The organism is Pseudomonas sp. SDI, assembly GCF_003105155.1.
Lineage (GTDB): Bacteria > Pseudomonadota > Gammaproteobacteria > Pseudomonadales > Pseudomonadaceae > Aquipseudomonas.
The window spans coordinates 1-24,514 of record NZ_QETK01000043.1 but is presented as its reverse complement, the minus strand read 5'-3'; the positions used below and the strand labels follow the sequence as shown (position 1 = coordinate 24,514).

The 24,514-nt window shown below is 63.7% G+C and carries 20 protein-coding genes and 1 pseudogene; 8 read left to right on the top strand and 13 right to left on the bottom strand.

What is annotated here, in order from left to right:
• The first annotated feature begins 23 nt into the window (after positions 1 to 23).
• Positions 24 to 1,403 (top strand): sodium:solute symporter, encoded by a 1,380-nt coding sequence (locus DCO48_RS21245; RefSeq protein ID WP_116552576.1) that lies wholly within the window; start codon positions 24 to 26, stop codon positions 1,401 to 1,403.
• Positions 1,404 to 1,451: 48 nt separating this feature from the next.
• Here DCO48_RS21245 and DCO48_RS23095 read toward each other — a convergent pair whose 3' ends face one another.
• The 4 genes and pseudogenes from DCO48_RS23095 to DCO48_RS21230 form a co-directional block, all read right to left on the bottom strand.
• The gene (locus tag DCO48_RS23095) at positions 1,452 to 1,577 is read right to left on the bottom strand and encodes a PA1414 family protein (protein WP_305887848.1); all 126 of its coding nucleotides are present in this window, start codon (positions 1,575 to 1,577) and stop codon (positions 1,452 to 1,454) included.
• Between the two features lie 165 nt (positions 1,578 to 1,742).
• Complete coding sequence (locus DCO48_RS21240; RefSeq protein WP_116552575.1) at positions 1,743 to 2,672, bottom strand: DMT family transporter; 930 nt, start codon at positions 2,670 to 2,672, stop codon at positions 1,743 to 1,745.
• Positions 2,673 to 2,780: 108 nt separating this feature from the next.
• Positions 2,781 to 2,870: pseudogene (locus DCO48_RS23045) on the bottom strand (transcriptional regulator); the annotation flags it as partial.
• A gap of 452 nt (positions 2,871 to 3,322) precedes the next feature.
• Positions 3,323 to 4,648: a DEAD/DEAH box helicase gene (locus tag DCO48_RS21230; RefSeq protein ID WP_116552574.1), complete on the bottom strand. Its 1,326-nt coding sequence runs from the start codon at positions 4,646 to 4,648 to the stop codon at positions 3,323 to 3,325.
• Positions 4,649 to 4,790: 142 nt separating this feature from the next.
• On the opposite strand from DCO48_RS21230, the gene DCO48_RS21225 reads away from it, so the two are divergent.
• Positions 4,791 to 6,092: a mechanosensitive ion channel family protein gene (locus DCO48_RS21225; protein WP_116552573.1), complete on the top strand. Its 1,302-nt coding sequence runs from the start codon at positions 4,791 to 4,793 to the stop codon at positions 6,090 to 6,092.
• Here the strand turns inward: DCO48_RS21225 and DCO48_RS21220 are convergent.
• From DCO48_RS21220 to DCO48_RS21210, 3 genes are all read right to left on the bottom strand, one after another.
• Positions 6,033 to 6,911 carry a carboxylate/amino acid/amine transporter gene (locus DCO48_RS21220; RefSeq protein WP_116552572.1) on the bottom strand — a complete coding sequence of 293 codons (879 nt, stop codon included), beginning with the start codon at positions 6,909 to 6,911 and terminating at the stop codon, positions 6,033 to 6,035. The two genes, DCO48_RS21225 and DCO48_RS21220, sit on opposite strands and share 60 nt — an antisense overlap.
• A 271-nt stretch (positions 6,912 to 7,182) precedes the next feature.
• Positions 7,183 to 7,782 carry an FMN-dependent NADH-azoreductase gene (locus tag DCO48_RS21215; protein ID WP_116552571.1) on the bottom strand — a complete coding sequence of 200 codons (600 nt, stop codon included), beginning with the start codon at positions 7,780 to 7,782 and terminating at the stop codon, positions 7,183 to 7,185.
• A gap of 107 nt (positions 7,783 to 7,889) precedes the next feature.
• On the bottom strand, positions 7,890 to 8,204 hold the full coding sequence (locus DCO48_RS21210) for a 3-phosphoglycerate kinase (RefSeq protein WP_116552570.1): 315 nt from the start codon (positions 8,202 to 8,204) through the stop codon (positions 7,890 to 7,892).
• A 49-nt stretch (positions 8,205 to 8,253) separates the two neighbouring features.
• Between DCO48_RS21210 and DCO48_RS21205 the strand changes: the two genes are divergently transcribed.
• The 4 genes from DCO48_RS21205 (at position 8,254) to DCO48_RS21190 (ending at position 12,456) form a co-directional block, all read left to right on the top strand.
• Positions 8,254 to 9,177 (top strand): LysR family transcriptional regulator, encoded by a 924-nt coding sequence (locus DCO48_RS21205; protein ID WP_116552569.1) that lies wholly within the window; start codon positions 8,254 to 8,256, stop codon positions 9,175 to 9,177.
• Positions 9,178 to 9,188: 11 nt separating this feature from the next.
• Positions 9,189 to 10,004, top strand: coding sequence for an alpha/beta fold hydrolase (locus tag DCO48_RS21200; protein ID WP_116552568.1), 816 nt, complete (start codon positions 9,189 to 9,191; stop codon positions 10,002 to 10,004).
• Positions 9,998 to 10,555 carry a peptidylprolyl isomerase gene (locus DCO48_RS21195; protein WP_116552567.1) on the top strand — a complete coding sequence of 186 codons (558 nt, stop codon included), beginning with the start codon at positions 9,998 to 10,000 and terminating at the stop codon, positions 10,553 to 10,555. The genes DCO48_RS21200 and DCO48_RS21195 overlap by 7 nt, the downstream gene beginning before the upstream one ends.
• Positions 10,556 to 10,623: 68 nt before the next feature.
• Positions 10,624 to 12,456, top strand: coding sequence for an ABC transporter ATP-binding protein (locus DCO48_RS21190; RefSeq protein WP_116552566.1), 1,833 nt, complete (start codon positions 10,624 to 10,626; stop codon positions 12,454 to 12,456).
• A gap of 21 nt (positions 12,457 to 12,477) precedes the next feature.
• On the opposite strand, the gene DCO48_RS21185 is transcribed toward DCO48_RS21190, so the two are convergent.
• The 6 genes from DCO48_RS21185 to hrpA all read right to left on the bottom strand — a co-directional run bounded on the left by DCO48_RS21185 (position 12,478) and on the right by hrpA (position 21,313).
• A complete protein-coding gene (locus DCO48_RS21185) occupies positions 12,478 to 13,602 on the bottom strand; it encodes a GNAT family N-acetyltransferase (protein ID WP_116552565.1) in 1,125 nt (374 codons plus the stop codon).
• Between the two features lie 83 nt (positions 13,603 to 13,685).
• The gene (locus tag DCO48_RS21180; RefSeq protein WP_116552564.1) at positions 13,686 to 14,999 is read right to left on the bottom strand and encodes an OprO/OprP family phosphate-selective porin; all 1,314 of its coding nucleotides are present in this window, start codon (positions 14,997 to 14,999) and stop codon (positions 13,686 to 13,688) included.
• Positions 15,000 to 15,199: 200 nt separating this feature from the next.
• Complete coding sequence (locus DCO48_RS21175) at positions 15,200 to 15,439, bottom strand: anti-sigma factor (RefSeq protein WP_116552563.1); 240 nt, start codon at positions 15,437 to 15,439, stop codon at positions 15,200 to 15,202.
• Positions 15,433 to 16,044: an RNA polymerase sigma factor gene (locus DCO48_RS21170; protein WP_116552562.1), complete on the bottom strand. Its 612-nt coding sequence runs from the start codon at positions 16,042 to 16,044 to the stop codon at positions 15,433 to 15,435. The genes DCO48_RS21175 and DCO48_RS21170 overlap by 7 nt, the downstream gene beginning before the upstream one ends.
• Before the next feature lie 61 nt (positions 16,045 to 16,105).
• The gene (locus tag DCO48_RS21165; protein ID WP_116552561.1) at positions 16,106 to 17,227 is read right to left on the bottom strand and encodes a beta-ketoacyl-ACP synthase III; all 1,122 of its coding nucleotides are present in this window, start codon (positions 17,225 to 17,227) and stop codon (positions 16,106 to 16,108) included.
• A 174-nt stretch (positions 17,228 to 17,401) separates the two neighbouring features.
• Positions 17,402 to 21,313, bottom strand: a complete 3,912-nt coding sequence (hrpA, locus tag DCO48_RS21160) for an ATP-dependent RNA helicase HrpA (protein ID WP_116552560.1) — start codon at positions 21,311 to 21,313, stop codon at positions 17,402 to 17,404.
• Between the two features lie 433 nt (positions 21,314 to 21,746).
• Between hrpA and DCO48_RS21155 the strand changes: the two genes are divergently transcribed.
• The gene (locus DCO48_RS21155; protein ID WP_116552559.1) at positions 21,747 to 23,111 is read left to right on the top strand and encodes a glutamine synthetase family protein; all 1,365 of its coding nucleotides are present in this window, start codon (positions 21,747 to 21,749) and stop codon (positions 23,109 to 23,111) included.
• 32 nt (positions 23,112 to 23,143) lie between these two features.
• Complete coding sequence (locus DCO48_RS21150; protein ID WP_116552558.1) at positions 23,144 to 24,451, top strand: FAD-binding oxidoreductase; 1,308 nt, start codon at positions 23,144 to 23,146, stop codon at positions 24,449 to 24,451.
• Positions 24,452 to 24,514 lie beyond the last annotated feature (63 nt).

Below are 24,514 nucleotides of genomic sequence, written 5' to 3'. Positions count from 1 at the left end.
ATAAAGATAATCGGAGACACCCCATGGCCTTGGACCTATTCGTTGTACTGATCTATGCCGCCGGCATGCTGTTGCTTGGCTACTACGGCATGCGCCGGGCAAAAACCCATGAAGACTACCTGGTTGCCGGGCGCAACCTCGGCCCGAGCCTGTACATGGGCACCATGGCCGCGACCGTCCTCGGCGGCGCCTCCACCGTTGGCACGGTAAAACTGGGTTATGTGCACGGCATTTCCGGCTTCTGGCTGTGCGCGGCCCTGGGCCTGGGCATCATCGCCCTGAACCTGTTCCTTGCCAAACCGCTGCTGCGCCTGCGTATCTTCACCGTCACCCAGGTGCTGGAACAGCGCTACAACCCCATGGCCCGGCAGGCCAGTGCGGTGATCATGCTGGCCTACGCGCTGATGATCGCGGTGACCTCGACCCTGGCCATCGGCACCGTGCTGCAAGTCCTGTTCGAGCTGCCATTCTGGGCGGCGGTACTGCTCGGTGGTGGCGTGGTGGTGGTGTACTCGACCATCGGCGGCATGTGGTCGCTGACCCTCACCGACATCGTCCAATTCGTGATCAAGACCGTCGGGCTGATGTTCGTCCTGCTGCCAATCTGCCTGTACCGCGTGGGCGGCTGGGATGAACTGGTGGCCAAGCTGCCAGCCTCCAGCTTCAGCCTGACCACGATCGGCTGGGACACCATCATCACCTACTTCCTGATCTACTTCTTCGGCATTCTGATCGGCCAGGACATCTGGCAGCGGGTGTTCACCGCCCGTGACGAGAACGTCGCCAAGTATGCAGGTACCACGGCTGGCGTGTACTGCGTGATCTACGGTCTGGTCTGCGCCGTGATCGGCATGGCCGCCCACGTGCTGCTGCCGGACCTGGACAACGCCAACAACGCCTTTGCCGCGATCGTCAAATCGGCCCTGCCGGATGGTATTCGGGGCCTGGTGATTGCCGCCGCCCTGGCTGCGATGATGTCCACCGCCAGTGCCGGTCTGCTGGCAGCCTCCACTGTCCTCACCGAAGACCTGCTGCCGAAACTGCGCGGCGGCAAGCAGTCGAGCCTGGGCGTCAACCGCCTGTTCACCCTGCTGACCGGTATCGTGGTACTGGGCATCGCCCTGGTGGTGGAAGACGTGATCAGTGCGCTGACCCTGGCCTACAACCTGCTGGTCGGTGGCATGCTGATCCCGCTGATCGGGGCGATCTACTGGAAGCGCGCCACCACCGCAGGCGCAATCACCAGCATGGCGCTGGGCTTCGTCACCGCGCTGGTGTTCATGATCAAGGATGGGATGGATGCGAACACCCCGATCTACTACAGCCTGGCCATCGGCCTGGTGAGCTTCGTGGTGGTCAGCCTGGTGTCGCGCCGTTCGCTGAACGCAGCAAAACTGGCCTGACGAGCACCGGCCGGCGCATCGCAACGATGCGTCGGCCGATGCGCAACGTTATCGCCGGGGTTGGCGTTTACGTTGCTCCTCGTCGGTGGGGATCGGCACCGGTTGCAGTGGCGGAGGGATGAGGCCCAAGGCAACTGCAAGGTCATGGAGCCAGTTGAACAATACGTTTCTCATAACTCCCCCTTACGGGTCTAACTTCGCAGCTGAATTGGCTGCGACGCTTCCCACTGATAATAGTCCGATGTCCTATAAGACGCTCGTAGAAAAATACCTTGAATTGATCTTGATCAGGCGCTGAACGCCTGCTCGACGGACGGGACGTCCAGCCCTGGTGCCCGGTTACTGCCCGAGCAGCCCGCGCAGACGCCTGCGCACCCACTGCTCTGCACTGACCAGGGTAATCCCGACCAGCACGCAAACCGCGCCGAAGATGAAGTTCAGGCTCAACGGCTCATCCAGCAGCAACACGCCGAAGGTCACGCCGAACAGCGGGGTAATGAACGAGAACACCGCCAGGTTCGAGGCAAGGTAACGGCGCAGCAGCCAGAACCAGGTCAGGTAACTGAAGAACGACACCACCAGTGCCTGGAACAGCACGCTGGCAATCGACACCGGGGTCAGCGTCACGTGGCTGATCTGTCCGCTCAGCGCAGCAATCAGCAACAGGCCGACGAAGCCGACCAGCAACTGATAGAACAGGGTCAGGGTCGCCGGCGCGTCCGACAGCCGCGAGCCGCGGACCACCACGGTGGTCGCGCCCCAGGCGGCGCCGGCCAGCACACCGAGGGCATCCCCCATCAACATGCGGGTATCGAGGTCATCCAGCGACAGCCCCCCGGCGAAGGCCACGGCGATACCGCCGAAGGCCAGCAGAATACCCAACCATTGCAGCGGCCGCAGGCGCTCGCTGGGCAGCATGAAATGCAGGCCCAGCGCGGTGAAGACCGGCGCGGTATAGAGAAACACCGACATGTGCGCCGCCGAGGTCAGTTGCAGCCCCTCGGCAATAAAAAAGAACTCCAGGCCGAACAGGCTGCCGGCCAGCAAGCCACCGCGCCAGGTGGCGCCGACCTGCTCCCAGCCGCCGCGCCAGCAGATCAGCAGGCCGACCAGCAACGCGGCGATCCCCGAGCGCGTGGCGGCCTGCATCACCGGGGCGATATCGGCTGCGGCCCATTTGATCATGACCTGCTGGATACCCCAGATCAGGCACAGCCCCAGCATCACTTGCAGGGCGAAAGCATCGGTATTCTGACGGGACGCGCTCACGCGAAGCCCCCTTTTACGGTCAATGGCATGACGGACACTCGGCGACGGTTGAGCCCAGCGCCGATTATCGACACGTGTTGCCGCTTATTACCAGAACAGCGTGTTAGCTCAGGCAATCTGCGCTTTCGACGCCAGCTGGTCGAAGGTGGCTTCATCAAGGGCGTCGCCCTGCTCGTCGAGCACCTGGCGTGGGTGATCGCGGCGTGCTGTTCGGCGTAGGGGCGCAGGGTGAAGCTGTGACCGGCCTGGCTGGCGAGGGTTCGACTGAACTTTACGCACGGCACATGGCTCCAGTTGGGCATGCACGCTGGAGGAAGCCGCGCAGAAGCGTGAAGAGCTGGCCAAGGAAGTGACCCACCTGACCGAACAGAACCCGCAAAAAGCCAAGGAGAGTTGATCGACAAACGCATGCAGGAACTGCAAGCGGCGGAGAAGAACGTCTGAGAGCGGTGCTGAAGCTATCGCAAGTGTAGGCGCTGGCTTGCCTGCGATGGAGCGCGAAGCGGTCCTAAAACCTAAATACGCAAACTACCTGATCCAACGCACTCTCAGGATTTGCTGCCGCTTCGTCCGAACGCGGCCCGGCCAGAGCGCAGGCAAGCCAGCTCCTACAGGGAACGGGCTTACCTTACGATCAGTGGAACGCCGCGTTACTCAGCCGCAGGTGCCGGCTTACGCTTCTTCAGCGGCGCCAGGCCATCGGAACTGGCCAGCGGTGCGTTCGGCTTCGGCTTGGCGGTCGGCTTGCGCTTGGCCACGGCCTTCTTGTCGGTCTTCTTGTCGGTCTTTTTCTTCTTCACGCCGGCAGCCTTGCCCGACGCCTTGACCTTCTTCGGACCGCTGTAGGTGCCTTTGACTTCCTTGATTACCCGGCGCTCGAAGCTCTGCTTCAGGTAGCGCTCGATGCTCGACATCAGGTTCCAGTCGCCGTGGCAGATCAGCGACACCGCCAGGCCTTCGTTACCGGCACGGCCAGTACGGCCGATACGGTGCACATACTCGTCGCCACTGCGCGGCATGTCGAAGTTGATCACCAGGTCCAGGCCATCGACGTCCAGGCCGCGGGCGGCAACGTCGGTGGCGACCAGTACCTTCGCCCCGCCCTGCTTCAGGCGCTCGATGGCCAGCTTGCGGTCCTTCTGGTCCTTCTCGCCGTGCAGCACGAAAGCCTTCACATCCTTGGCCACCAGGTGACCGTAAATGCGGTCGGCCATGACCCGGGTATTGGTGAAGATGATGGCCTTCTGGTAGGTCTCGTTTTCCAGCAGCCACTGCACGATCTGCTCTTTGTGCTGATTGTGGTCGGCGGTGATGATCTGCTGGCGGGTGCCGTCGTTGAGCTGGCTGACGGTGTTGAGCATCAGGTGCTCCGGGTCCTTCAGTACCTTGCCGATCATGTCGCGCAGGCCAGCGCCGCCGGTGGTGGCGGAGAACAGCAGGGTCTGCTCACGGTTCGGGCACTCGCCGCACAGGCGTTCGACGTCTTCGGCAAAGCCCATGTCGAGCATGCGGTCGGCTTCGTCGAGCACGATTACCTGCACGTGCTCCAGCTTCAGGTTGCCGGCGTTCAGTTGCTCAAGCATCCGCCCCGGAGTGCCGACGAGGATATCCGGCACCTTGCGCAGCATGGCCGCCTGCTCCTTGAAGTCTTCACCGCCGGTGATCATGCCCGACTTGATGAAGGTGAACTGGGCGAAACGCTCGATCTCCTTGAGGGTCTGCTGGGCCAGCTCGCGGGTTGGCAGCAGCACCAGGGCGCGGATCTCGACGCGCTTCTGCTTCAGGTCGACCAGACGGTTGAGCACCGGCAGCATGAAGGCTGCGGTTTTGCCGCTACCGGTTTTCGCCGTCACCCGCAGGTCACGCCCAGTCAAGGCCAGGGGAATGGCGGCCGCCTGCACTGGGGTAGGCTCGACAAAGTTCAGTGCGGCCACGGCTTTGAGCAGGCGTTCGTGCAGGGCGAATTGGGAAAACACGGGTGTACCTCGGGCATGAGCAGAAATTCAGCCACATAGGGTAACGTTTTCCGGCGCCAACGCCGAATTTCTTTTGGCACTGAACCGGTAAACCGGGCTCTAATGGCCGCTCTTTCACCTTTGTGGACAATTTCTTAACGGCATGGCTATTCAACAATTCTGGCAAAACGCCCTCGACCTCTGGGGCACCCTCGACCAACATCCGCTGCTGCACGCCGGTATCGGCCTGACCTTGTTGCTGATCATTGCCCTGGTGCTGGGCCGGGTAGCGCGCTTTCTGATCCTGCACGCGGTCAAGCTGCTGGGCCGACAGCCGGCACTGCACTGGCTCAACGACCTGCTGCAGAACAAGGTGTTCCAGCGTCTGGCGCAAATGACCCCGTCGCTGGTGGTGCAATTCGGCCTCAAGCTGGTGCCGGAGCTCAACGCCACCAGCCAGCATTTCCTCGGCAACGTCGCGCTGGCCTTCACCATCCTGTTCCTGGTGCTGGCCCTGAGCGCCCTGCTCGACGCCCTGCTGGACATCTACGCGCGCACCGAGCACGCCCGCACCCGCTCGATCAAGGGCTACGTGCAACTGGCGAAGATGGTGTTGTTCGTGTTCGGTGCGATCATCATCGTCGCTACCCTGATCGACCGATCGCCACTGTTGCTGCTGTCGGGTCTGGGTGCGATGTCGGCGGTGATCCTGTTGGTGTACAAGGACACCTTGCTGTCGTTCGTGGCCAGTGTGCAGTTGACCAGCAACGACATGCTGCGGGTCGGCGACTGGATTGAAATGCCCCAGGTCGGTGCCGACGGCGATGTGGTCGATATCACCTTGCACACGGTGAAGGTGCAGAACTTCGACAAGACCATCGTCTCAATCCCGACCTGGCGGTTGATGTCCGAATCGTTCAAGAACTGGCGCGGCATGCAGCAGGCCGGTGGCCGGCGGATCAAGCGCAGCCTGTTCATCGACGCCGGCGGTGTGCGCTTCGTCAGCGCGGCCGAAGAGCAGCGGCTGTCCGAGGTACGCCTGCTCACCGACTACATCGCCCGCAAGCGCAACGAGCTGCACAGCTGGAACGAGGCCCAGGGCCCAGTGGCCGAGCTTTCGGCCAACCGCCGGCGGCTGACCAACATCGGTACCTTCCGTGCCTACGCACTGGCCTACCTGAAGAGCCACCCGGACATCCAGCCGAACATGACCTGCATGGTCCGCCAGATGCAGGCTACGGCCCAGGGCGTGCCGCTGGAGATCTACTGCTTCACCCGCACCACGGTGTGGGCCGAGTACGAACGAATCCAGGGCGACATCTTCGATTACCTGCTGGCAGTGCTGCCGGAGTTTGGCCTGAGCCTGTACCAGCAGCCGAGCGGCAACGACCTGCGCGCCGGGCTGTTACCGGCGAACCTCGCCCGCGAGCAGCGAGCGCTGACTACCGAGACGGCTGAGCCATAGCGAGCCAAGAATCACCGCGCCGCCAAGGAACAGGCGGCCCAGTGGTTCGTGCTGGTTCCAGATCAGCAGGTTGAGCAGCAGGCCGACCGGCACATGAAGGTTGTTCATCACCGCCAGGGTGCCACCGGAAACCAGGCAAGCGCCCTTGTTCCACCAGTACAGGCCCAATGCGGTCGGGCACAGCCCGAGGAACAGCAGCACCAGCCATTGCACCTCGGTGCTGGGCAGGTGCGCGGCGTTGCCGAACAGCAGGAATGCCGGCAGCACGACGATCAGCGCGCCCAGGTAGAAGTAGCCGAAACGCCGGTAATGCGGTAGGTCGCTGGGGTAGCGGGCGATCAAGTGCTTGTACAGGACCTGGCCGGCGGCGTAAGTGAAGTTGGCCAGTTGCAGCAGCAGGAAGCCGATGAAGAAGTCCGGGCTGATGCTGTCGAAGCGAATCACCCCGGCACCGGCAACGGCGACCAGCGCGGCAACCAGCGCCCAGGGGTTGAAGCGCTTGTTCAAGGCATCTTCGATCAGGGTGACGTGCAGCGGGGTGAGGATGGTGAACAGCAACACCTCCGGCACCGTGAGCACCCGAAAACTCAAGTACAGGCAGACGTAGGTGATGCCGAACTGCAGCGCGCCGATACCGAGCATGGCGCGCATGAAGCGCGGTTCGACCTGGCGCCAGCGGGTCAATGGCAGAAAGACCAGACCGGCCAGCAGGACCCGCGCCAGCACGGCGAAATAGCTGTCGACGTGGCCGGCGAGGTATTCGCCGATCAGGCTGAAGGAAAACGCCTGGATCAGCGCGACAATGAGTAAGTAGCCCATGGGTGCCCCTTGAAATTCAGGCGGCGACAGTAGCACTGAGGGCCGTGTGGGGCCACTTCAGAGGACTGGGTTTCGTCGCTAGGCGCTGACACGCCTCAGTTGGAACTGGCTGTACTCTGTGGCCAGCCTTGCCTGCGATGCTCTTGATCTTGGTGAGCCCCCTTCCCCCTCCAAATCGACAAAAAAGCCCGGCCAAGCGCAAGGCTCAGACCGGGCATATACACCCAAAGGAGCAACAGGTGTCAGGCGGGGGGAAAACCGAATGAAACCCTCAGGCCAGCGCAGCCAACTGCGCCTTGGCCTGGTTCAGCCCTTTCTCATGGAAGTCCCCTCCCATGTTCAGCCCTTCGGCATGAATAAAGGTCACCTCATGAATCCCGATGAAGGCCAGCACCTGGCGCAAGTACGGTTCCTGGTGATCGCTGCCCGCCCCGGCATGAATCCCGCCCCGCGCCGTCACCACGTAGGCACGCTTGCCGGTCAGCAGACCTTGAGGCCCGGTCTCGGTGTATTTGAAGGTGATCCCGGCACGCAGCACATGGTCCAGCCAGGCCTTGAGCGTGCTCGGAATCGTGAAGTTGTACATCGGCGCCGCCAGCACCAGCACATCGGCCGCCAGCAGTTCATCGGTCAGCTCGTTCGAGCGTGCCAGCGCCTGCAGTTCTTCGGTACTGCGATCGGCTTCGGGCTTCATCCAGCCCCCCAGCAGGTTGCCATCCAGATGCGGCACCGGGCTGACAGCAAGGTCACGCAGGGTGACGCTATCGGCCGGGTTGGCCGCCTGCCACTGATGGACAAAGTCCCGCGTCAGTTGACGGGAAATCGAATCGTGCTGACGGGCGCTGCTTTCAATGATCAGAACGCGGGACATAAAGTGCCTCCAGTGGCGAAGTGGCTAACGCAATGGAGACAAGATTAAAGATTGACCTATCGATAAAAAAGCGTAAAAACTGGGTCCAACCTATCAGTTAAATTGTTTTATTGCGGCGAGCAATCCACCGCTACCCGCAGCTTGATGATTTCCCGGTTGAACTTGGCCGTCACATCGACACTTTTTTTCGCCGGCACCTGCACCCGGCGTACCCGCGGCGCCTCGGGGCCATTGCGGAACGTCACCTTGCACTGGGCGGCCACCTCGCCATAGTTGTTCAGGCTGATCGAACCGATATCACGGTCGGTGTCGTAGGTGGTGTAGTCGAGCTTGACGCGGTCCACGGTCTTTTCCACCTCGATGGGATAGGCCATGGCCGTGAGGGGCAACAGGGCCAGCAATACCGCACAACATTTCTTCATACGACGCGCTCCATGAAAGAGCGCCAGCTTAGGACAACAGGAGCCGAAGATGAAAGCGCCACGCGTAACCCTGGATCAATGGCGAACCCTGCAAGCCGTGGTCGATCACGGAGGGTTTGCCCAGGCCGCCGAAGCGCTGCACCGTTCGCAGTCCTCGGTGAGCTATACCGTGGCGCGTATGCAGGACCAGCTCGGCGTGCCGTTGCTGCGCATCGACGGGCGCAAGGCGGTACTCACCGAAGCCGGTAGCGTGCTGCTGCGCCGCTCGCGGCAGCTGGTCAAGCAGGCCAGCCAGCTCGAAGACCTTGCTCACCACATGGAACAAGGCTGGGAAGCCGAAGTGCGCCTGGTGGTCGACGCGGCCTACCCCAACGCCCGGCTGGTCCGCGCGCTCAGTGCGTTCATGCCGCAAAGTCGTGGTTGCCGGGTGCGCCTGCGTGAAGAGGTACTGTCCGGGGTCGAGGAAGTCCTGCACGAAGGCATTGCCGACCTGGCCATCAGCGGCTTCAACATTTCCGGCTACCTCGGCACCGAGCTCAGCGCGGTGGAGTTCGTCGCCGTTGCCCACCCCGAACACAGCCTGCACCGCCTCGGCCGCGAACTGAGCTTCCAGGACCTGGAAAGCCAGCTGCAGGTGGTGATCCGCGACTCTGGCCGCGCCCAGCCGCGCGACGTCGGCTGGCTCGGTGCCGAACAGCGCTGGACGGTCGGCAGCCTGGCCACCGCCGCCACCTTCGTCAGCAGCGGCCTGGGCTTCGCCTGGCTGCCGCGCCACCTGATCGAGCGCGAGCTGCGCGAGGGCGTGCTCAAGCCGTTGCCACTGGATCAGGGTGGCAGTCGCCATCCGCTGTTCTACCTTTACTCGAACAAGGACAAACCCCTGGGCCCGGCCACGCAGATCCTCATCGAGTTGCTGCGCAACTTCGATACCGCGCCGCTGGACGTGCCCTTCGCCGCCCCTGCCCAAGCCTGAAAGGATTCGCCATGGCCTACTTCGAACACGAAGGTTGCTCGCTGCACTACGAGGAATATGGCCAGGGCGCGCCCCTGGTACTGCTGCACGGGCTGGGGTCGAGCTGCCAGGACTGGGAGCTGCAAATCGCCGCACTGGCCGGTCATTACCGCCTGATCCTGCTCGACCTGCGCGGCCACGGGCGCTCCGACAAACCCCGCGAACGCTACAGCATCGCCGGCTTCAGCGCCGACCTGATGGCCCTGCTGGAACACCTCAATACCGGCCCGGTGCACCTTGTCGGGCTGTCCATGGGCGGCATGGTCAGCTTCCAGTTCGCGGTCGATCACCCCGACTGGCTGCGCAGCCTGTGCATCGTCAACAGCGCACCGGAGGTGAAGGTGCGCAGCCGCGACGACTACTGGCAGTGGGCCAAGCGCTGGAGCCTGGGCCGCCTGCTGAGCCTGAACACCATCGGCAAGGGCCTGGCCGCGCGGCTGTTCCCCAAACCCGAGCAGGCCGACCTGCGGCGCACGATGGCCGAACGCTGGGCGCGCAACGACAAACGCGCCTATCTGGCCAGTTTCGACGCGATTGTCGGCTGGGGCGTGCTGGAACGCCTCGGGCGTATTCGCTGTCCTACACTGGTCATCAGCGCCGACCATGACTACACCCCGGTATCACTCAAGGAGCGCTACGTCAGCCTGATTCCCCAGGCACGACTGGCGGTCATCGAAGATTCACGGCACGCTACGCCGCTGGATCAGCCCCAGCGCTTCAACCAGACCCTGCTGCAGTTTCTGGCTGCGGCAACAACCACCTCTCAAGGAACATTGAGTTCATGCTGAAAAAAATTCTCCTGGCCGCCTGCTCCGTCGCGTTTGCCACCAGCCTGATGGCTGCCGACAAGCAACCGCATGTCCTGCTCGACACCAGCTTCGGGCAGATCGAAGTGGAACTGGACACCATCAAGGCGCCGATCAGCAGCAAGAATTTCCTGGCCTATGTCGACAGCGGCTTCTACTCCAACACCATCTTCCACCGGGTGATCCCGGGTTTCATGGTTCAGGGTGGCGGTTTCACCGCGCAGATGCAGCAGAAGCCAACCCAGGACCCGATCCGCAACGAAGCCAGCAATGGCCTGCATAACACCCGCGGCACACTATCGATGGCGCGCACCTCGAACCCGAACTCGGCGACCAGCCAGTTCTTCATCAACGTGGCCGACAATGCCTTCCTCGACCCGGGGCGCGATGCCGGTTACGCGGTATTCGCCAAAGTGGTCAAGGGCATGGATGTGGTCGACCAGATCGTCAATGTACAAACCACCCGGAAACAGGGCATGGCCGACGTACCGGTCGACCCGATCCTGATCAAATCCGCCAAACGCCTCGACTGAGCCACGCGGGCACAGGGATGTGCACCGCGACCGGCCGGGGCGCAACGCTAACAGGAGTTACCGCTTTCATGTTGTTCCGCCGCTTCGAGCAGTTGATCGATATCTTCCGTGAAGCGCCGACGGCGGCGCCGCCTGGCAAGGTGCTGCCCTTCTACCTGTACTACCTGCGCCAGGTCTGGCCGAGTTTCGCCGTGCTGCTGGTGGTCGGCCTGATCGGTGCGCTGATCGAGGTGGCGCTGTTCAGCTACCTGAGCCGGATCATCGACCTGGCCCAGGGCGCACCGAACGTCAACTTCTTCAGCGAGCACGCCGCCGAGCTGACCTGGATGCTGGTGGTGACGCTGCTGTTGCGACCAATCTTCACCGGCCTGCACGACCTGCTGGTGCACCAGACCATCAGCCCGGGCATGACCAGCCTGATCCGCTGGCAAAACCACAACTACGTGCTCAAGCAGAGCCTGAACTTCTTCCAGAGCGACTTCGCCGGGCGCATCGCCCAGCGCATCATGCAAACCGGCAACTCGCTACGCGATTCGGCGGTGCAGGCAGTGGATGCGCTGTGGCACGTGGTCATCTATGCGCTCAGTGCGCTGGTGCTGTTCGCCGAAGCCGACTGGCGGCTGATGCTGCCGTTGCTGGCCTGGATCGCCGGCTACAGCGGCGCGCTGTACTACTTCGTGCCACGGGTGAAGGCCCGTGCGGTGATTTCCTCCGACGCGCGCTCCAAGCTGATGGGGCGCATCGTCGACGGCTACACCAACATCGCTACGCTCAAGCTGTTCGCCCACACCGACTACGAGCGCCAGTACGCCCGCGAGGCAATTCGCGAGCAGACCGAGAAAACCCAACTGGCCAGCCGCGTCATTACCAGCATGGACATCGTCATCACCAGCCTCAACGGTCTGCTGATCGTGACCACCACCGGACTTGCGCTGTGGCTATGGACGCAGTCGCTGATCACGGTCGGGGCGATTGCCCTGGCCACCGGCCTGGTGATTCGCATCGTCAACATGTCGGGCTGGATCATGTGGGTGGTCAACGGCATCTTCGAGAACATCGGCATGGTCCAGGATGGCCTGCAGACCATCGCCCAGCCGGTCACGGTGACCGACCTGCCGAATGCGCCGGCACTGAAGGTGACGCGCGGCGCGGTGAAGTTCGAGAATGTCGACTTCCATTACGGCAAGGGCAGCCGGGTCATCGACAACCTCAACCTGGATATCCGCCCTGGCGAAAAGATCGGCCTGATCGGGCCGTCGGGGGCAGGCAAGTCGACCCTGGTCAACCTGTTGCTGCGTCTGTACGACCTGGATAGCGGGCGGATCCTGATCGATGGTCAGGACATCGCCCATGTCAGCCAGGCCAGCCTGCGCGCGCAGATCGGCATGATTACCCAGGACACCTCGCTGCTGCATCGCTCGATCCGCGACAACCTGCTGTACGGCCGCCCGGATGCCAGCGAGGAGCAGGTGTGGGAAGCGGTGCGCCGGGCGCGGGCCGACGAGTTCATTCCACAGCTGTCCGATGCCCAGGGGCATACCGGTTTCGACGCGCATGTCGGCGAACGTGGGGTGAAGCTGTCGGGTGGTCAGCGCCAGCGTATCGCGATTGCCCGGGTGCTACTGAAGAACGCGCCGATCCTGATCATGGACGAGGCGACCTCGGCGCTGGACTCGGAGGTTGAGGCGGCGATTCAGGAGAGCCTGGAAACCCTGATGCAAGGCAAGACGGTGATCGCGATTGCCCACCGCCTGTCGACCATTGCCCGGATGGACCGGCTGGTGGTGCTGGAGAAAGGCCAGATAGCCGAGGTCGGCAGCCACAGCGAACTGCTGGCCCAGCAGGGCCTGTATGCGCGGTTGTGGCATCACCAGACCGGTGGCTTTGTCGGGGTCGACTGACCTCATCCCGCGATGAGGCCTTCAAGCCTGGCGAAACGGCAAAGCCAGGCGCGCCTCCTCGGCATATCCCAACACCCCCAGCCGCTCCTGCGCGAGAAAATCCGCCACCGCCGCCCGCAACCCTGGGTGCAGCAAGTAATGCCAGGAGCGGGTGATCACCGGTTCGAAACCGCGAATCAGCTTGTGTTCGCCCTGCGCCCCGGCATCGAAGCGCTGTAAACCCTCGGCGATGGCAAAATCCATCCCTTGATAGAAGCACGTCTCGAAATGCAGCCGATCAAACTCGGCCAGGCAGCCCCAATAGCGCCCATACAGGCTGTCGCCCCCGACCAGACTGAAGGCCATCGCCACCGCCCGCCCGGCCTGTAGCGCCATCACCACCCGAATCGCCTCGGGCATGCGCTCGGCCAGCAGGCTGAAGAAGTTGCGTGTCAGGTACGGCGGGCGACGCCGCACCGCGTAGGTATTGGCATAACAGGCATAGACGAAATCCCACTGCGCCTCGCTCAGCTCGGCACCGTGGTACCAGCGGAACTCGATGCCCTGCCCGGCGACTTGCTCGCGCTCCTTGCGCATCTGCTTGCGCTTGCGCGAACTGAGTCGGTCGAGGAAGTCCTGAAAGTCGCGGTAGCCCTCGTTGCGCCAGTGGAACTGGCACCCCAGGCGCTCCATCCAGCCCTCGCGCCCGTGCAGCACGGCATCGGCCTGCGCATCGGTGAAGTTCACGTGCAGCCCCGACAGGCCCTGGTCGAACAGCGCCTCGGTAGCGTCATCGAGCAATTCGGCCACCGCCGCTGGGTCACCGAGCAAACGCGCGCCGCTCACCGGCGAAAACGGCACGGCACAGAGCAATTTGGGGTAGTAGTCGATCCCGGCGCGGGCGCAGGCGTCCGCCCAGCCGTGGTCGAACACGTACTCACCAAACGAATGGGTTTTCACATAGGCCGGGAACGCGGCCTGGAGCACGCCATCGGCATCGGTGTGCAGCCGGTGCGCCGGCAGCCAGCCTGTGTGCCGGCTGACACTGCCGCTGTCCTCCAGGCTACGCAGGAAGGCATGGCATAGAAACGGTTGTGCCGCAGGCACCAGGGCGTCCCAGGCGGCGGCATCGATATCGGCGAGCTGTTGCAGGATAAGGTTCGGCATCCGCGCAGTCTGCCCCCTCGCGCGGGCGAAAAAAAGCCCCACCGAAGTGGGGCTGAAGATTTAACGGATGAAGGAGCGTTGCGTTAGAACACGTACTGCGCGCGCATCACGAAACCGTCGCCGCTGTCGTCGCCGGCAGCGTTTTTCGCGTTGTCGACCTTGGCCTTGACGTACACACCGCTGAGTTTGATCGACTCGTTGGCATACCAGTTCAGACCGACGTTGTGCACCTTGCCTTCAACGTCGCTGATGTTGTTGAACGCACCGTTGTCGTCATCGACGCTCAGGTGGTCGTAGCGGTAGAACACTTCCCAGGCGCCGATCTGCTTGTTCGACGGCTTGATGCTGTCGAACTTGCCGAGCTTGTAGCCACGCGCTTCGCCGGTGAGGGTGTAAGCCACCTGACCGTAGTAACCGTCAGCCTTGATGTCCTTGAAGGCTGCGCCGTCAGCTTGCACGTCACGCTTGACGTACTCGCCCTGCACCGAGAACGGGCCCGTGGCGAAGGCGGCTTCCAGACCCAGAGCCTTGTCAGTGTCGTAGGCACCGGCCGGGGTGTTGTTGGCGCCGCCCAAGGTCAGGCGGTTGCCGTTGGTGCCGGCGTCCTGGCCACCGTCGGTGCTGACCCCACGCATGCCCAGGCGGCTGCGGATACGGCCATCGAAAGCGGTGTCGGAAAGATCGCGCTGGGCGTAGTTGACGCCGAAGTGCAGCACGTTGCCAGCATCGTGCATCGGGGCGAAGACACCGCGCAGGTTGAACTGCTTGGTGCTGTCGCCGTCCTTGGCCTGGTTGGTAGCGTCCTTGGCGAACAAGCCAACCGAGCCGTACAGCGAGTCGCCCGCGTTACCCGACGCCTGGATACCGAAACCGCCGTTGTGGCCGTTGGTCCAGTCGACCAGATCATAGGCAGCGGTACGTTCCTGAGCCGTCACCCACTTGGAGCTGGTGGCTTTTTCCAGGCCGAACTCAGGGTCGAAACGACCCACCTTGATCGAAACCGGCTTGAAGCCGTTGTAAGCCAGCGACGCTTCGTCGAAGTAACCGTCTTCGGCACGGTTGTCACCGCCGGAGTTGTGCGAGAAGTCGTAGGCGATCTGGTAGGCCCAGTCGGTGTACATCACACCGCCCAGTTCCAGATAGGCACGACGGAAGTAGCCGGCGTCGGCGGTGTCGCCGTTATTGGTGTAGAAACCGTCGAAACGGCTGTAGTCAGCCTGGATCCGACCGCCCAGCTTGAAGCTGAATTCCTTGTCGGTGGTAGCGACCTCGAGGCCACCCTTGGTCTTGACTACGATATCGGCGCCGTCGGTGGTCACGGTACCCGCGAAAGCCTGGGCGGTAACGGCCATAGCCAAAGCGCTGGCTGCGAAACCGGCGAAGTGCTTACGGATCATCGAAGTTGCTCCCCTAACGTTTATGGTCTTGATTACGTTGAAAAAACACGCGGCTCAGGCCACTTGTGCTGGGGAGGAATCTTGGCGGGGGGGCATGTCAGATTAGTGGCTGTTAGATAAAGATTTTGTGACAGCGGAACTTTTTTACTTCGAATGTGAATAACGTGGAACGCCCGCCACACGGGCCTTGCAGACACGTTTCAGGGTTTTTTATGGCGCTGGTACTCGGCGTGCATGCGCTGGACGATCGACTCGGCATCGTCTACCGGCGCCTGCGGCAAGGCGCGCAGGGTGGCCTGGGTCAGGCGCAACTGGCGGATGAACCGCCGGCAGTGCCGGCACAGCAGCAGGTGCTGGCGGGTACGCAGGTATTGCGCGAATCCCTGCTGCCCGTCCAGGTAATCGCTGGCACAGGCGACCAGCTCCTTGCAGCTCAGCATTGGCCGGTCTCCTCGAAATGTTCCAGGGTGGCGAAGACTTTCAGCCGTGCCCGGTGCAGCAGCACGCGAACATTGGAGAGCGACAGGTCAAGAAGATTACAGATCTCCTGCAACTCCAGGCCTTGGCGTTCGCGCAGCAGCAATACACTGCTTTGCAGTTGCGAGAGGCTGAGCACGGTGTGTTCGAGGCATTCGCGCAGTTGCTCCTGGCTGAGCAGCGCTTCCGGCGAGTCCTGATGCCAGGCAGTCGGCGCCTGGCACCAGTGGCCGTCGCTGGCGAAACGCTCGTCGCCCAGCGTGCCATGCGGCGCGCGCAGGTCGTCGAGCAGCAGCTCGCGGCGATTCTGCTTGTAGCGGGTCTTGGCGGCGTTGGCGGTGATGGTCAGCAGCCAGGTCTTGAGGCTCGCGCGCTGCTGGAAGCCCGGCAGGCTGCGAACCACCGCCAGCCAGGCGTCCTGCACGGCCTCGTCGGCCTGACGGCTGCCAAGGATGGCCTGGGCCACGGCGCGCATGGCGCCTTGATAGGTCTCCACCAGCTCGCGAAACGCCTGTTGCTCACCGCGCAACAGGCGTTGCAGAAGCTGTGCGTCATTGCCTTGCGCCATGCCTACCTCATCCAGAACCGGCGCGGTGGACGGCGCCAAGCGGCAGAGGTTAGCACCCGCCTCAGCGTTTGCGCAGGATCACACTGCCGATCGAGTAGCCGGCACCAAACGAGCTGAGCACACCCAGCGCGCCCTTGGGCAGGTCGTCCTGGTGCTTGTGCAGGGCAATCACCGAGCCGGCCGAGCTGGTGTTGGCGTAGCTGTCGAGGATCACTGGCGCTTCTTCTTCCAGTGCATCGCGGCCCAGCAGCTTTTTAACGATCAGGTGGTTCATGCTCAGGTTGGCCTGGTGCAACCAGAAGCGCTTGACGTCGCTGACGTTGAGGTTGTTGTCGCTCAGGTGCTGGCCAATCAGCTCGGCAACCATCGGGCAGACTTCACGGAACACCTTGCGGCCTTCCTGGACGAAGAGTTTGTCCGGGGCGTTAATGCCCTCTTCCGCCGCGCGGTTGAGGAAGCCGAAGTTGTTGCGGATGTTGTTCGAGAACTGCGTCAGCAGCTTGGTGCTGACGATGTCGAACTGATGCGCCGAGGTGGCCAGGTCGGCACGCTCGACCAGCACCGCGGTGGCCGCGTCGCCGAAGATGAAGTGACTGTCACGGTCGCGGAAGTTCAGGTGGCCGGTGCAGATTTCCGGGCTCACCACCAGCACCGCACGGGCCTGGCCGAGCTGCACGCTGTTGCAGGCGGTCTGGATGCCGAAGGTGGCCGAGGAGCAGGCCACGTTCATGTCGAAGCCGAAGCCGTTGATACCCAGCGCCTGCTGCACTTCGATGGCGATGGCCGGGTACGGGCGCTGCAGGTTGGAACAGGCGACGATCACCGCGTCGACATCGGCGGCGGTGCGGCCGGCACGCTGCAGGGCCTGCTCGGCAGCAGCCACGGCCATCTGGCAGAGAATCGACGGCTCGTCGTTGCTGCGCTCGGGCAAGCGCGGTTTCATGCGCTGCGGGTCGAGAATGCCGTCCTTGTCCATGACAAAGCGGCTCTTGATACCCGAGGCCTTCTCGATGAAGGCGGCGCTCGACTCGGCCAGGGCCTGCACTTCGCCACGCTCGATGGCGGCGGCGTTGTCGGCGTTGAACTGGTTGACGTACGCGTTGAAGGATTCCACCAGCTCTTCGTTGGAGATGCTGTTGGCCGGGGTGTACAGGCCGGTGCCGCTGATGACGACGTTATGCACGGTCGTTCCTCTCGTCGAATTCGGTTCGGTCAGCTGGCACGACAGTGCCAACTTTTGCAGGCAATCCCCCCACGGGCGGGAGCACTGCCTGGTGCTGCATTCGGTAGCGCGGCCGCCGGAGCAGTTGCCCCGACGGCCGCAAACATCGGCCAAGTGTGCCACAACTTCAGGGGTTTAGGCTTCCACCAGACTCCACTGCTTGCTCAGTCGTTTGTCGGATATTGGCACCTTGGTGCCCAACTGCTGGGCGAACAGCGACACCCGGTATTCCTCGATCCACCAGCGATAGAGCACCAACTGCTCGTCGCGCTTGCCTTCCTGCGCATGCTTGTCGGCACGGGCCTTGTACTGCGCCCAGAGGCCGTTCAGCTCGCCGCTCCAGACACGATCCTTCTGCACCTGGCTGCCAAGCTTCTCGAAGCGCAGCTCGATGGCCTTGAGGTAGCGCGGCAGCTCCTTGAGCCAGACCGCCGGGGTTTCGCGAACGAAGCCCGGATAGACCAGGTTGGCCAACTGCTGTTTGATATCGTTCAGCGCCACGGCCTGGGCCAGGTCGATCTTGCCCTTGAAACGCTTTTGCAGGCCATGCCAGAGCTTGAGGATCTCCAGCGTCAGGCGCGCCAGGCGTTCGGCGTGCTCGGTCCAGCTAGCGCGCTTGCGCTCGGCCAACGAAGCCAGCCCGGCACCGTCGCGCGGCAGGCTGCTTTCGCCGTCCAGAATGCAACTGTCGAGGCTGGCCAGGAGGATGTCCTCGACCAGCGCGTCGACCCGGCCAAGCTCGCGGTACAGCAGGCCCAGCTCGGTCAACCCGGGCAGCTTGCCGCGCAGGAACTTGGCCGCTTCGGCCAGTTGCTGCAACAGCAGACGCTGCAAGGCCCGCCGGTGCTGGAACTCGGCTTCGGCCTGGGTCGAGAAACGCCCTTCCTTGACCGTGCCACCCTCCTCGACCAGCGCCGGGTACACCGTCATCGACAGCCCGGCAATCTTCTGCTGGGTGCTCTGGGCAACTTCGGCGAAGCCTTTGGCCTCCACCGGCTGCTGGCTCTTCGCCGAGTTCGGCACCGCCAGCGCGGCCTGGCTGGCGGCGACGAAGCGCGCGGTCAGTTCGGCCAGGTCGCGACCTTCGCCGAGGAACTTGCCCTGGCCGTCGACCACCTCGATGTTCATCTTCAGGTGGTTTTCCACCTGGCTGGCCGATTCGCCCCAGGCCTCATCGCTGACCCGCACGCCGGTCATGCGCAACAACTCGCGACCAAGCGCCTGCGGCAGCGAGCCGTCGGCAAAGGTCATGCGTTGCAGGGCTGCCTTGACGAAGTCCGGCACCGGCACGAAGTTCTTGCGCAAGGCCTTGGGCAGGTTGCGCACCAGGGCGATGCATTTGGCTTCGAGCAGGCCCGGCACCAGCCATTCCAGGCGCTCGCCCGGCAGGTTCGGCAGCAGCGGTGCCGGCACCCGCACGGTCACGCCGTCGCGCGGGTGGTTAGGCTCGAAATGATAGCTCAGGGCCAGGCTTAACTCACCCAGGCGCAGGGTGTCGGGGTACTGCGCAGCCGTGACTTCGCTGGCCTCGCGGGCCAGCACGTCTTCTTCGCGCATGATCAGCAGGTGTGGGTCTTTCTGACTGTTGACCCGGTACCAGCTGTCGAAGGTCGCGGTCTGGTGGATGTCCGTCGGCAGGCGCGCTTCGTAGAAGCCGTAGAGGGTTTCCTCGTCGGCCAGGATGTCGCGACGGCGGGCCTTGGCTTCCAGCTCGTCGAGCTGCTCCAGCAACCGCGTGTTGGCCGCCAGGCACTTGGCCCGCGACTGGATTTCACCGCCGACCAGCGCTTCGCGGATGAACAGCTCGCGCGACATCACCGGGTCGACCGGACCGTAATGCACCGGGCGCCGACCGATCACGATCAGGCCGTACAGGGTGACTTGTTCGTAGGCCACGACCTGGCCACGCTTCTTCTCCCAGTGCGGTTCGAAGTGGTTCTTCTTGATCAGATGAGCGGCCAACGGCTCGATCCACTCCGAGTCGATCTTGGCGACCATCCGCGCATACAGCTTGGTGGTTTCCACCAGCTCGGCGGTCATCAGCCATTGCGGGCGCTTCTTGCCCAGCCCGGACGACGGATGAATCCAGAAGCGCCGCTGGCGGGCACCGAGGTAGTCGCCGTCTTCGCTCTTCTGGCCGATCTGGCTGAGCAGGCCGGAAAGGATCGCCTTGTGCAGCTTGGGATAGTCGGCCGGCTCCTTGTTGATGCCCAGTTGCAGGTCGCGGCAGATCAGGCTCAGTTGGCGGTGCGCATCGCGCCATTCGCGCAGGCGCAGGTAGTTGAGGAAGTTTTTCCGGCACCAGTTGCGCAGCGGGCTGGCGGTCAGCGCCTGGCGCTGCTCCTCGAAACCACGCCAGAGGTTGACCAGCGCGGCGAAGTCCGAATCGACGTCCTTCCACTGCGCATGGGCCTGGTCGGCGGCCTGCTGGCGCTCCGGCGGGCGCTCGCGCGGGTCCTGCACCGACAACGCACTGGCAACGATCAGCAGTTCCTGCAGGCTGCCCTGCTTGGCGCCTTCGAGCAGCATGCGGCCCAGCCGTGGGTCCACCGGCAGACGCGCCAGCTGGCGGCCGAGCGCGGTCAACTGGTTGTCGCGGTCAACCGCCGAGAGCTCCTGCAGCAGGTTGAAACCGTCGCTGATGGCCTTGCCATCCGGCGGCTCGATGAACGGGAAGGCGTCGATCGCGCCCAGGCGCAGATGGAGCATCTGCAGGATCACCGCAGCAAGGTTGGTGCGCAGGATTTCCGGGTCGGTAAAGGCCGGCCGCGCGTTGAAATCCTCTTCGCTGTACAGGCGCACGCAGATGCCCGGCTCGACCCGTCCGCAACGGCCCTTGCGCTGGTTGGCGCTGGCCTGCGAGACCGCCTCGATCGGCAGCCGCTGGACCTTGGCCCGGTAGCTGTAACGGCTGATGCGCGCGGTGCCGCTATCGATCACGTAGCGAATACCCGGCACGGTCAGCGAGGTTTCCGCGACGTTGGTCGCCAGCACCACGCGCCGGCCCGGATGGGACTGGAAGATCTTCTGCTGCTCGGCCGGCGACAGCCGGGCATACAGCGGCAAAATCTCGGTGTGGCGCAACTGCGCCTTGCGCAGGATTTCCGCCGCATCGCGAATTTCCCGTTCGCCGGGCAGGAACACCAGCACATCGCCCGGCCCCTTGCCGAGGCTACGCTCGTGCGCGGCAATCTCGTCGAGGGTGGCGAGGATCGCCTGGTCGACGCTGAGGTCGTCCTCGACGCGATTGCCCTCCTCGTCCTGCTCGCTGGTCAGCGGCCGGTACCAGGTTTCCACCGGGTAGGTACGGCCCGACACCTCGATGATCGGCGCATCGTTGAAGTGCTTGGAAAAGCGCTCCAGGTCGATGGTCGCCGAGGTGATGATGACTTTCAGGTCGGGGCGACGCGGCAGCAGGGTTTTCAGGTAGCCGAGCAGGAAGTCGATGTTCAGGCTGCGCTCGTGAGCCTCGTCGACGATGATCGTGTCGTAGCGCTCAAGAAAGCGGTCGTGCTGGGTTTCGGCCAGCAGGATGCCGTCGGTCATCAGCTTGACCAGGGTGTTGGCATCGCTCTGGTCTTCGAAGCGCACCTGGTACCCGACCAGAGCGCCGAGCGGCGTGCCGAGCTCTTCGGCCACCCGCGTGGCAACGCTGCGCGCGGCGATCCGGCGCGGCTGGGTGTGGGCAATCAGGCCATGCTGGCCACGGCCCAGTTCCAGGCAGATTTTCGGCAACTGGGTGGTTTTGCCCGAACCGGTCTCGCCGGCGATGATCAGCACCTGATGCGCGGCCAGGACCTTCTTGATCTCGTCGCGCTTGGCCGCAATCGGCAGGCTGTCGTCGTAACGGATGGTCGGCACGCTGGCCTTGCGCGCCGCGGCGCGGTCAATGGACGCCTGGGCCTTCTCGGCCCACTGGGCGAGCTTGGCCTCGTCGGGGCGCTTGCGCAGCTCGTGCAGCTGCCGCCGCAGGCGATGGCGCTCGGCGATCATGGCGTGATCGAGGTTTTTCAGCAGTTGCCCGATGGCAGTGTTCTGGTCAGTCATGACGTCTTTTTAATAGTGCAGGTGAGCCTGCTTTTACATGATCGGCTTGGTTTGGCCGGGGATTGTCGCAGATTTGCCCGGCCTCGGCACGGCGCAACGGCAGCGGGCATTTGTTTAGCCGGCAAAGATCTGAAGGTATACAAACGCCGATTTAATGAACCTTCCACGGCATGGGAGTATCCGCGGCATGAGTTCCCCCCCGTGCACGCCCCGCCCGATCACGCCCCCTTCGTTCCCGAAGGTGCGGGCCCGCTCTGGTGAAAATCCGCTGGTGCACATCATCCTCGCCTTCTGGGCTCTCTGGCATTGCCGCCACGCTCGCCCTCCAGATACCGCGCTGCCTGCCTGAGCGAAGCGTCGGCCAGATAACGGCCGAATTTCCTGTCGAACGACCGCCGCCCGTGCGCGGACGGTCCCGAGTGCGAGCGTACCCATGTCTTTTGCCCCTGTTGCCCAGGCCCAGGCTTTTCTGGCGGCCAACCCCGATATCGAGATGATCGAGCTGTTCATCCTGGATGCCAACGGCGTCCCGCGCGGCAAACTGCTGCACCGTGAAGAACTGCTGGCTGTCTATGAAAGCGGGCGGCCGCTGCCCAGCACCATCCTCGGCCTGACCCTCAACGGCGAGGACGTGGAAAACTCCGGGCTGGTCTGGGACGTCGGTGATATCGACTGCCGCGCCTATCCCCTGGACGGCAGCCTGGTGCGCTTGCCGTGGCGACAGATACCGACCGCTGCGGTGCAAGTCAGCATGCACCCCAGCGAAGGCCTGCCAGCGACCATCGCCGACCCGCGCCAACTGCTGGTGAAGGTAGTCGACGCGCTCAAGGCCGATGGTTATTACCCGGTGATGGCCTGCGAGCTGGAGTTCTATCTGCTCGACCGGCAGCGCGATCACCAGGGTCACCCACAACCGGCGCTGGACGCCGATGGCGGCCGCCCGCGCGGCACCCAGGTGTATGGCCTGCGCGAGCTGGAACAGATCGAGCCGTTCCTCGCCGACCTGTATGCCGCCTGCAAGGCCCAGGGCATCCCCGCGCGCACGGCGATTTCCGAGTACGCCCCCGGCCAGGTCGAAATCACCCTGGAGCACGGCGACGCGCTGCTGGCGATGGACCAGGCGGTGCGCTACAAGCGCGTGGTCAAGGGCGTGGCGCACCAGCACGGCATGCAGGCCTGCTTCATGGCAAAACCGTTCGATCACCTGGCCGGCACCGGCATGCACATGCACGTGAGCCTGGCCGATGCGGCCGGCAACAACCTGTTCGCCAGCGACGACAAGGCCGGCACCCCGCTGCTGCGCCAGGCGGTCGGCGGCATGCTCGAACGGCTGCTCGACACGCTGCTGCTGTTCTGCCCGAACGCCAACTCCTACCGGCGCTTCCAGGCCAACAGCTATGCGCCGCTGGCGCCGACCTGGGGCGTCGACAACCGCACCGTGAGCCTGCGCGTGCCCGGCGGCCCGGCGCACACCCGCCACGTCGAACACCGGATTTGCGGCGCCGATGCCAACCCGTACCTGGCGGCGGCCGCGATCCTCGCCAGCCTGCATCACGGCATCCGCCAGCAGCTCGATCCGGGTGCCCCGATCGCAGGCAACGGCTATGCCCAGGCCACGCACCTGCTGCCCACCGACTGGCTGACCTCGCTGAACGCACTGGAGCATTCGAGCTGGGCCCGCGAAGCGTTCGGCGAGGCTTTCCTCGGCGTTTACCTGGCGGTCAAGCGCGCCGAATACCGCCAGTTCATGGCCGAGGTCGGCGAGCAGGACTGGCGCTGGTACCTGACCCAGGCCTGAGTCGCCCTACAGAATTTGCCAAGGAAATAGTCATGAATGCAGCCCTGAACCACGGCCCTGCCCAGCGCAGCGCCTCCTACTACACCGCGAGCCTCAACGACGCGACCCAGTACCCGACCCTCGAAGGCACGGTGCAGGTCGATGTGGTAATCATTGGCGGCGGTTTTACCGGCGTGGCGAGTGCCGTCGAACTGGCCGAGCGCGGCTTGAAAGTGGCCATCGTCGAAACCAACCGCATTGGCTGGGGCGCCAGCGGGCGCAACGGCGGCCAAGTCACCGGCAGCCTCTCGGGCGACGAAGCGATGCGCACACAGATGCGCCAGCGCCTGGGCGAGGATGTCGACGACTTCATCTGGGCCCTGCGCTTTCGCGGGCACGAAATCATCCAGCAGCGGGTGGCGCGCTACGGCATCCAGTGCGACCTGAAGAACGGCCACTTGCATGCCGCCATGAAGCCTTCGCACATGGCCGAGTTGCAGGCGTTCCACGACGAAGCCCAGCGGCGCGGCATGGGTGACCAGGTCCAGATGCTCGACCGCGCTGGCGTTGCCGGCCTGCTGGAAAGCCCGCTGTACCTCGGCGCGCTGAAAAACCTGCGCAACCTGCACCTGCATCCGCTCAATCTGTGCCTGGGCGAGGCGCGCGCGGCGCATGAGCTGGGGGCGCTGATCTTCGAGAACTCCGAAGTGCTGGAGATCGTCCATGGCCCGCGGCCAGCGGTGGTGACGGCCAAGGGGCGGGTCGAGGCGAAGCAGGTGATGCTGGCCGGCGATGTGTACCACAAACTGGAAAAGCGCCAGCTCAAGGGCAAGATCTTCCCGGCCATGGGCGGCATCGTCACCACCGCGCCGCTGGGCGAGCTGGCGAAACAGATCAACCCGCAGGACCTGGCGGTGTACGACTGCCGCTTTGTGCTCGACTACTACCGTATGACGGCGGACGGGCGTTTGCTGTTCGGTGGCGGTGCCAACTATTCCGGGCGTGATTCGCGGGACATTGCCGGCGAGCTGCGGCCGTGCATCGAACGCACGTTCCCGGCGCTCAAGGGCGTGCCGATCGAGTTCCAGTGGAGCTGTGCGATGGGCATTGTGGTGAACCGGATTCCGCAGTTGGGCAAGCTGTCGGAGAACGTCTGGTACTGCCAGGGCTATTCCGGACACGGCATCGCCACCAGCCACATCATGGGCGAGATCATGGCCGAGGCCATTACCGGAACGCTGGAAAAGTTCGATACCTTTGCCGGCTGCACGCACATCAAGGTGCCACTGGGCGATGTGCTGGGCAACCCGCTGCTGGCGGCGGGGATGTGGTATTACCAGATGCTTGAGAAGCTGCGCTAAAAGCATCGCGGGACGAGCCCGCTCCCACAGGGTTATCACTGAACTCAAGGGCAGTGAAGAACC

Coding starts and splice junctions, on each gene's coding strand:
- DCO48_RS21245 (WP_116552576.1), top strand. CDS start 24: ATGGCCTTGGACCTATTCGTTGTACTGATCTATGCCGCCGGCATGCTG.
- DCO48_RS23095 (WP_305887848.1), bottom strand. CDS start 1,577: ATGAGAAACGTATTGTTCAACTGGCTCCATGACCTTGCAGTTGCCTTG.
- DCO48_RS21225 (WP_116552573.1), top strand. CDS start 4,791: ATGGCTATTCAACAATTCTGGCAAAACGCCCTCGACCTCTGGGGCACC.
- DCO48_RS21220 (WP_116552572.1), bottom strand. CDS start 6,911: ATGGGCTACTTACTCATTGTCGCGCTGATCCAGGCGTTTTCCTTCAGC.
- DCO48_RS21215 (WP_116552571.1), bottom strand. CDS start 7,782: ATGTCCCGCGTTCTGATCATTGAAAGCAGCGCCCGTCAGCACGATTCG.
- DCO48_RS21210 (WP_116552570.1), bottom strand. CDS start 8,204: ATGAAGAAATGTTGTGCGGTATTGCTGGCCCTGTTGCCCCTCACGGCC.
- DCO48_RS21205 (WP_116552569.1), top strand. CDS start 8,254: ATGAAAGCGCCACGCGTAACCCTGGATCAATGGCGAACCCTGCAAGCC.
- DCO48_RS21200 (WP_116552568.1), top strand. CDS start 9,189: ATGGCCTACTTCGAACACGAAGGTTGCTCGCTGCACTACGAGGAATAT.
- DCO48_RS21195 (WP_116552567.1), top strand. CDS start 9,998: ATGCTGAAAAAAATTCTCCTGGCCGCCTGCTCCGTCGCGTTTGCCACC.
- DCO48_RS21190 (WP_116552566.1), top strand. CDS start 10,624: ATGTTGTTCCGCCGCTTCGAGCAGTTGATCGATATCTTCCGTGAAGCG.
- DCO48_RS21185 (WP_116552565.1), bottom strand. CDS start 13,602: ATGCCGAACCTTATCCTGCAACAGCTCGCCGATATCGATGCCGCCGCC.
- DCO48_RS21180 (WP_116552564.1), bottom strand. CDS start 14,999: ATGATCCGTAAGCACTTCGCCGGTTTCGCAGCCAGCGCTTTGGCTATG.
- DCO48_RS21175 (WP_116552563.1), bottom strand. CDS start 15,439: ATGCTGAGCTGCAAGGAGCTGGTCGCCTGTGCCAGCGATTACCTGGAC.
- DCO48_RS21170 (WP_116552562.1), bottom strand. CDS start 16,044: ATGGCGCAAGGCAATGACGCACAGCTTCTGCAACGCCTGTTGCGCGGT.
- hrpA (WP_116552560.1), bottom strand. CDS start 21,313: ATGACTGACCAGAACACTGCCATCGGGCAACTGCTGAAAAACCTCGAT.
- DCO48_RS21155 (WP_116552559.1), top strand. CDS start 21,747: ATGTCTTTTGCCCCTGTTGCCCAGGCCCAGGCTTTTCTGGCGGCCAAC.
- DCO48_RS21150 (WP_116552558.1), top strand. CDS start 23,144: ATGAATGCAGCCCTGAACCACGGCCCTGCCCAGCGCAGCGCCTCCTAC.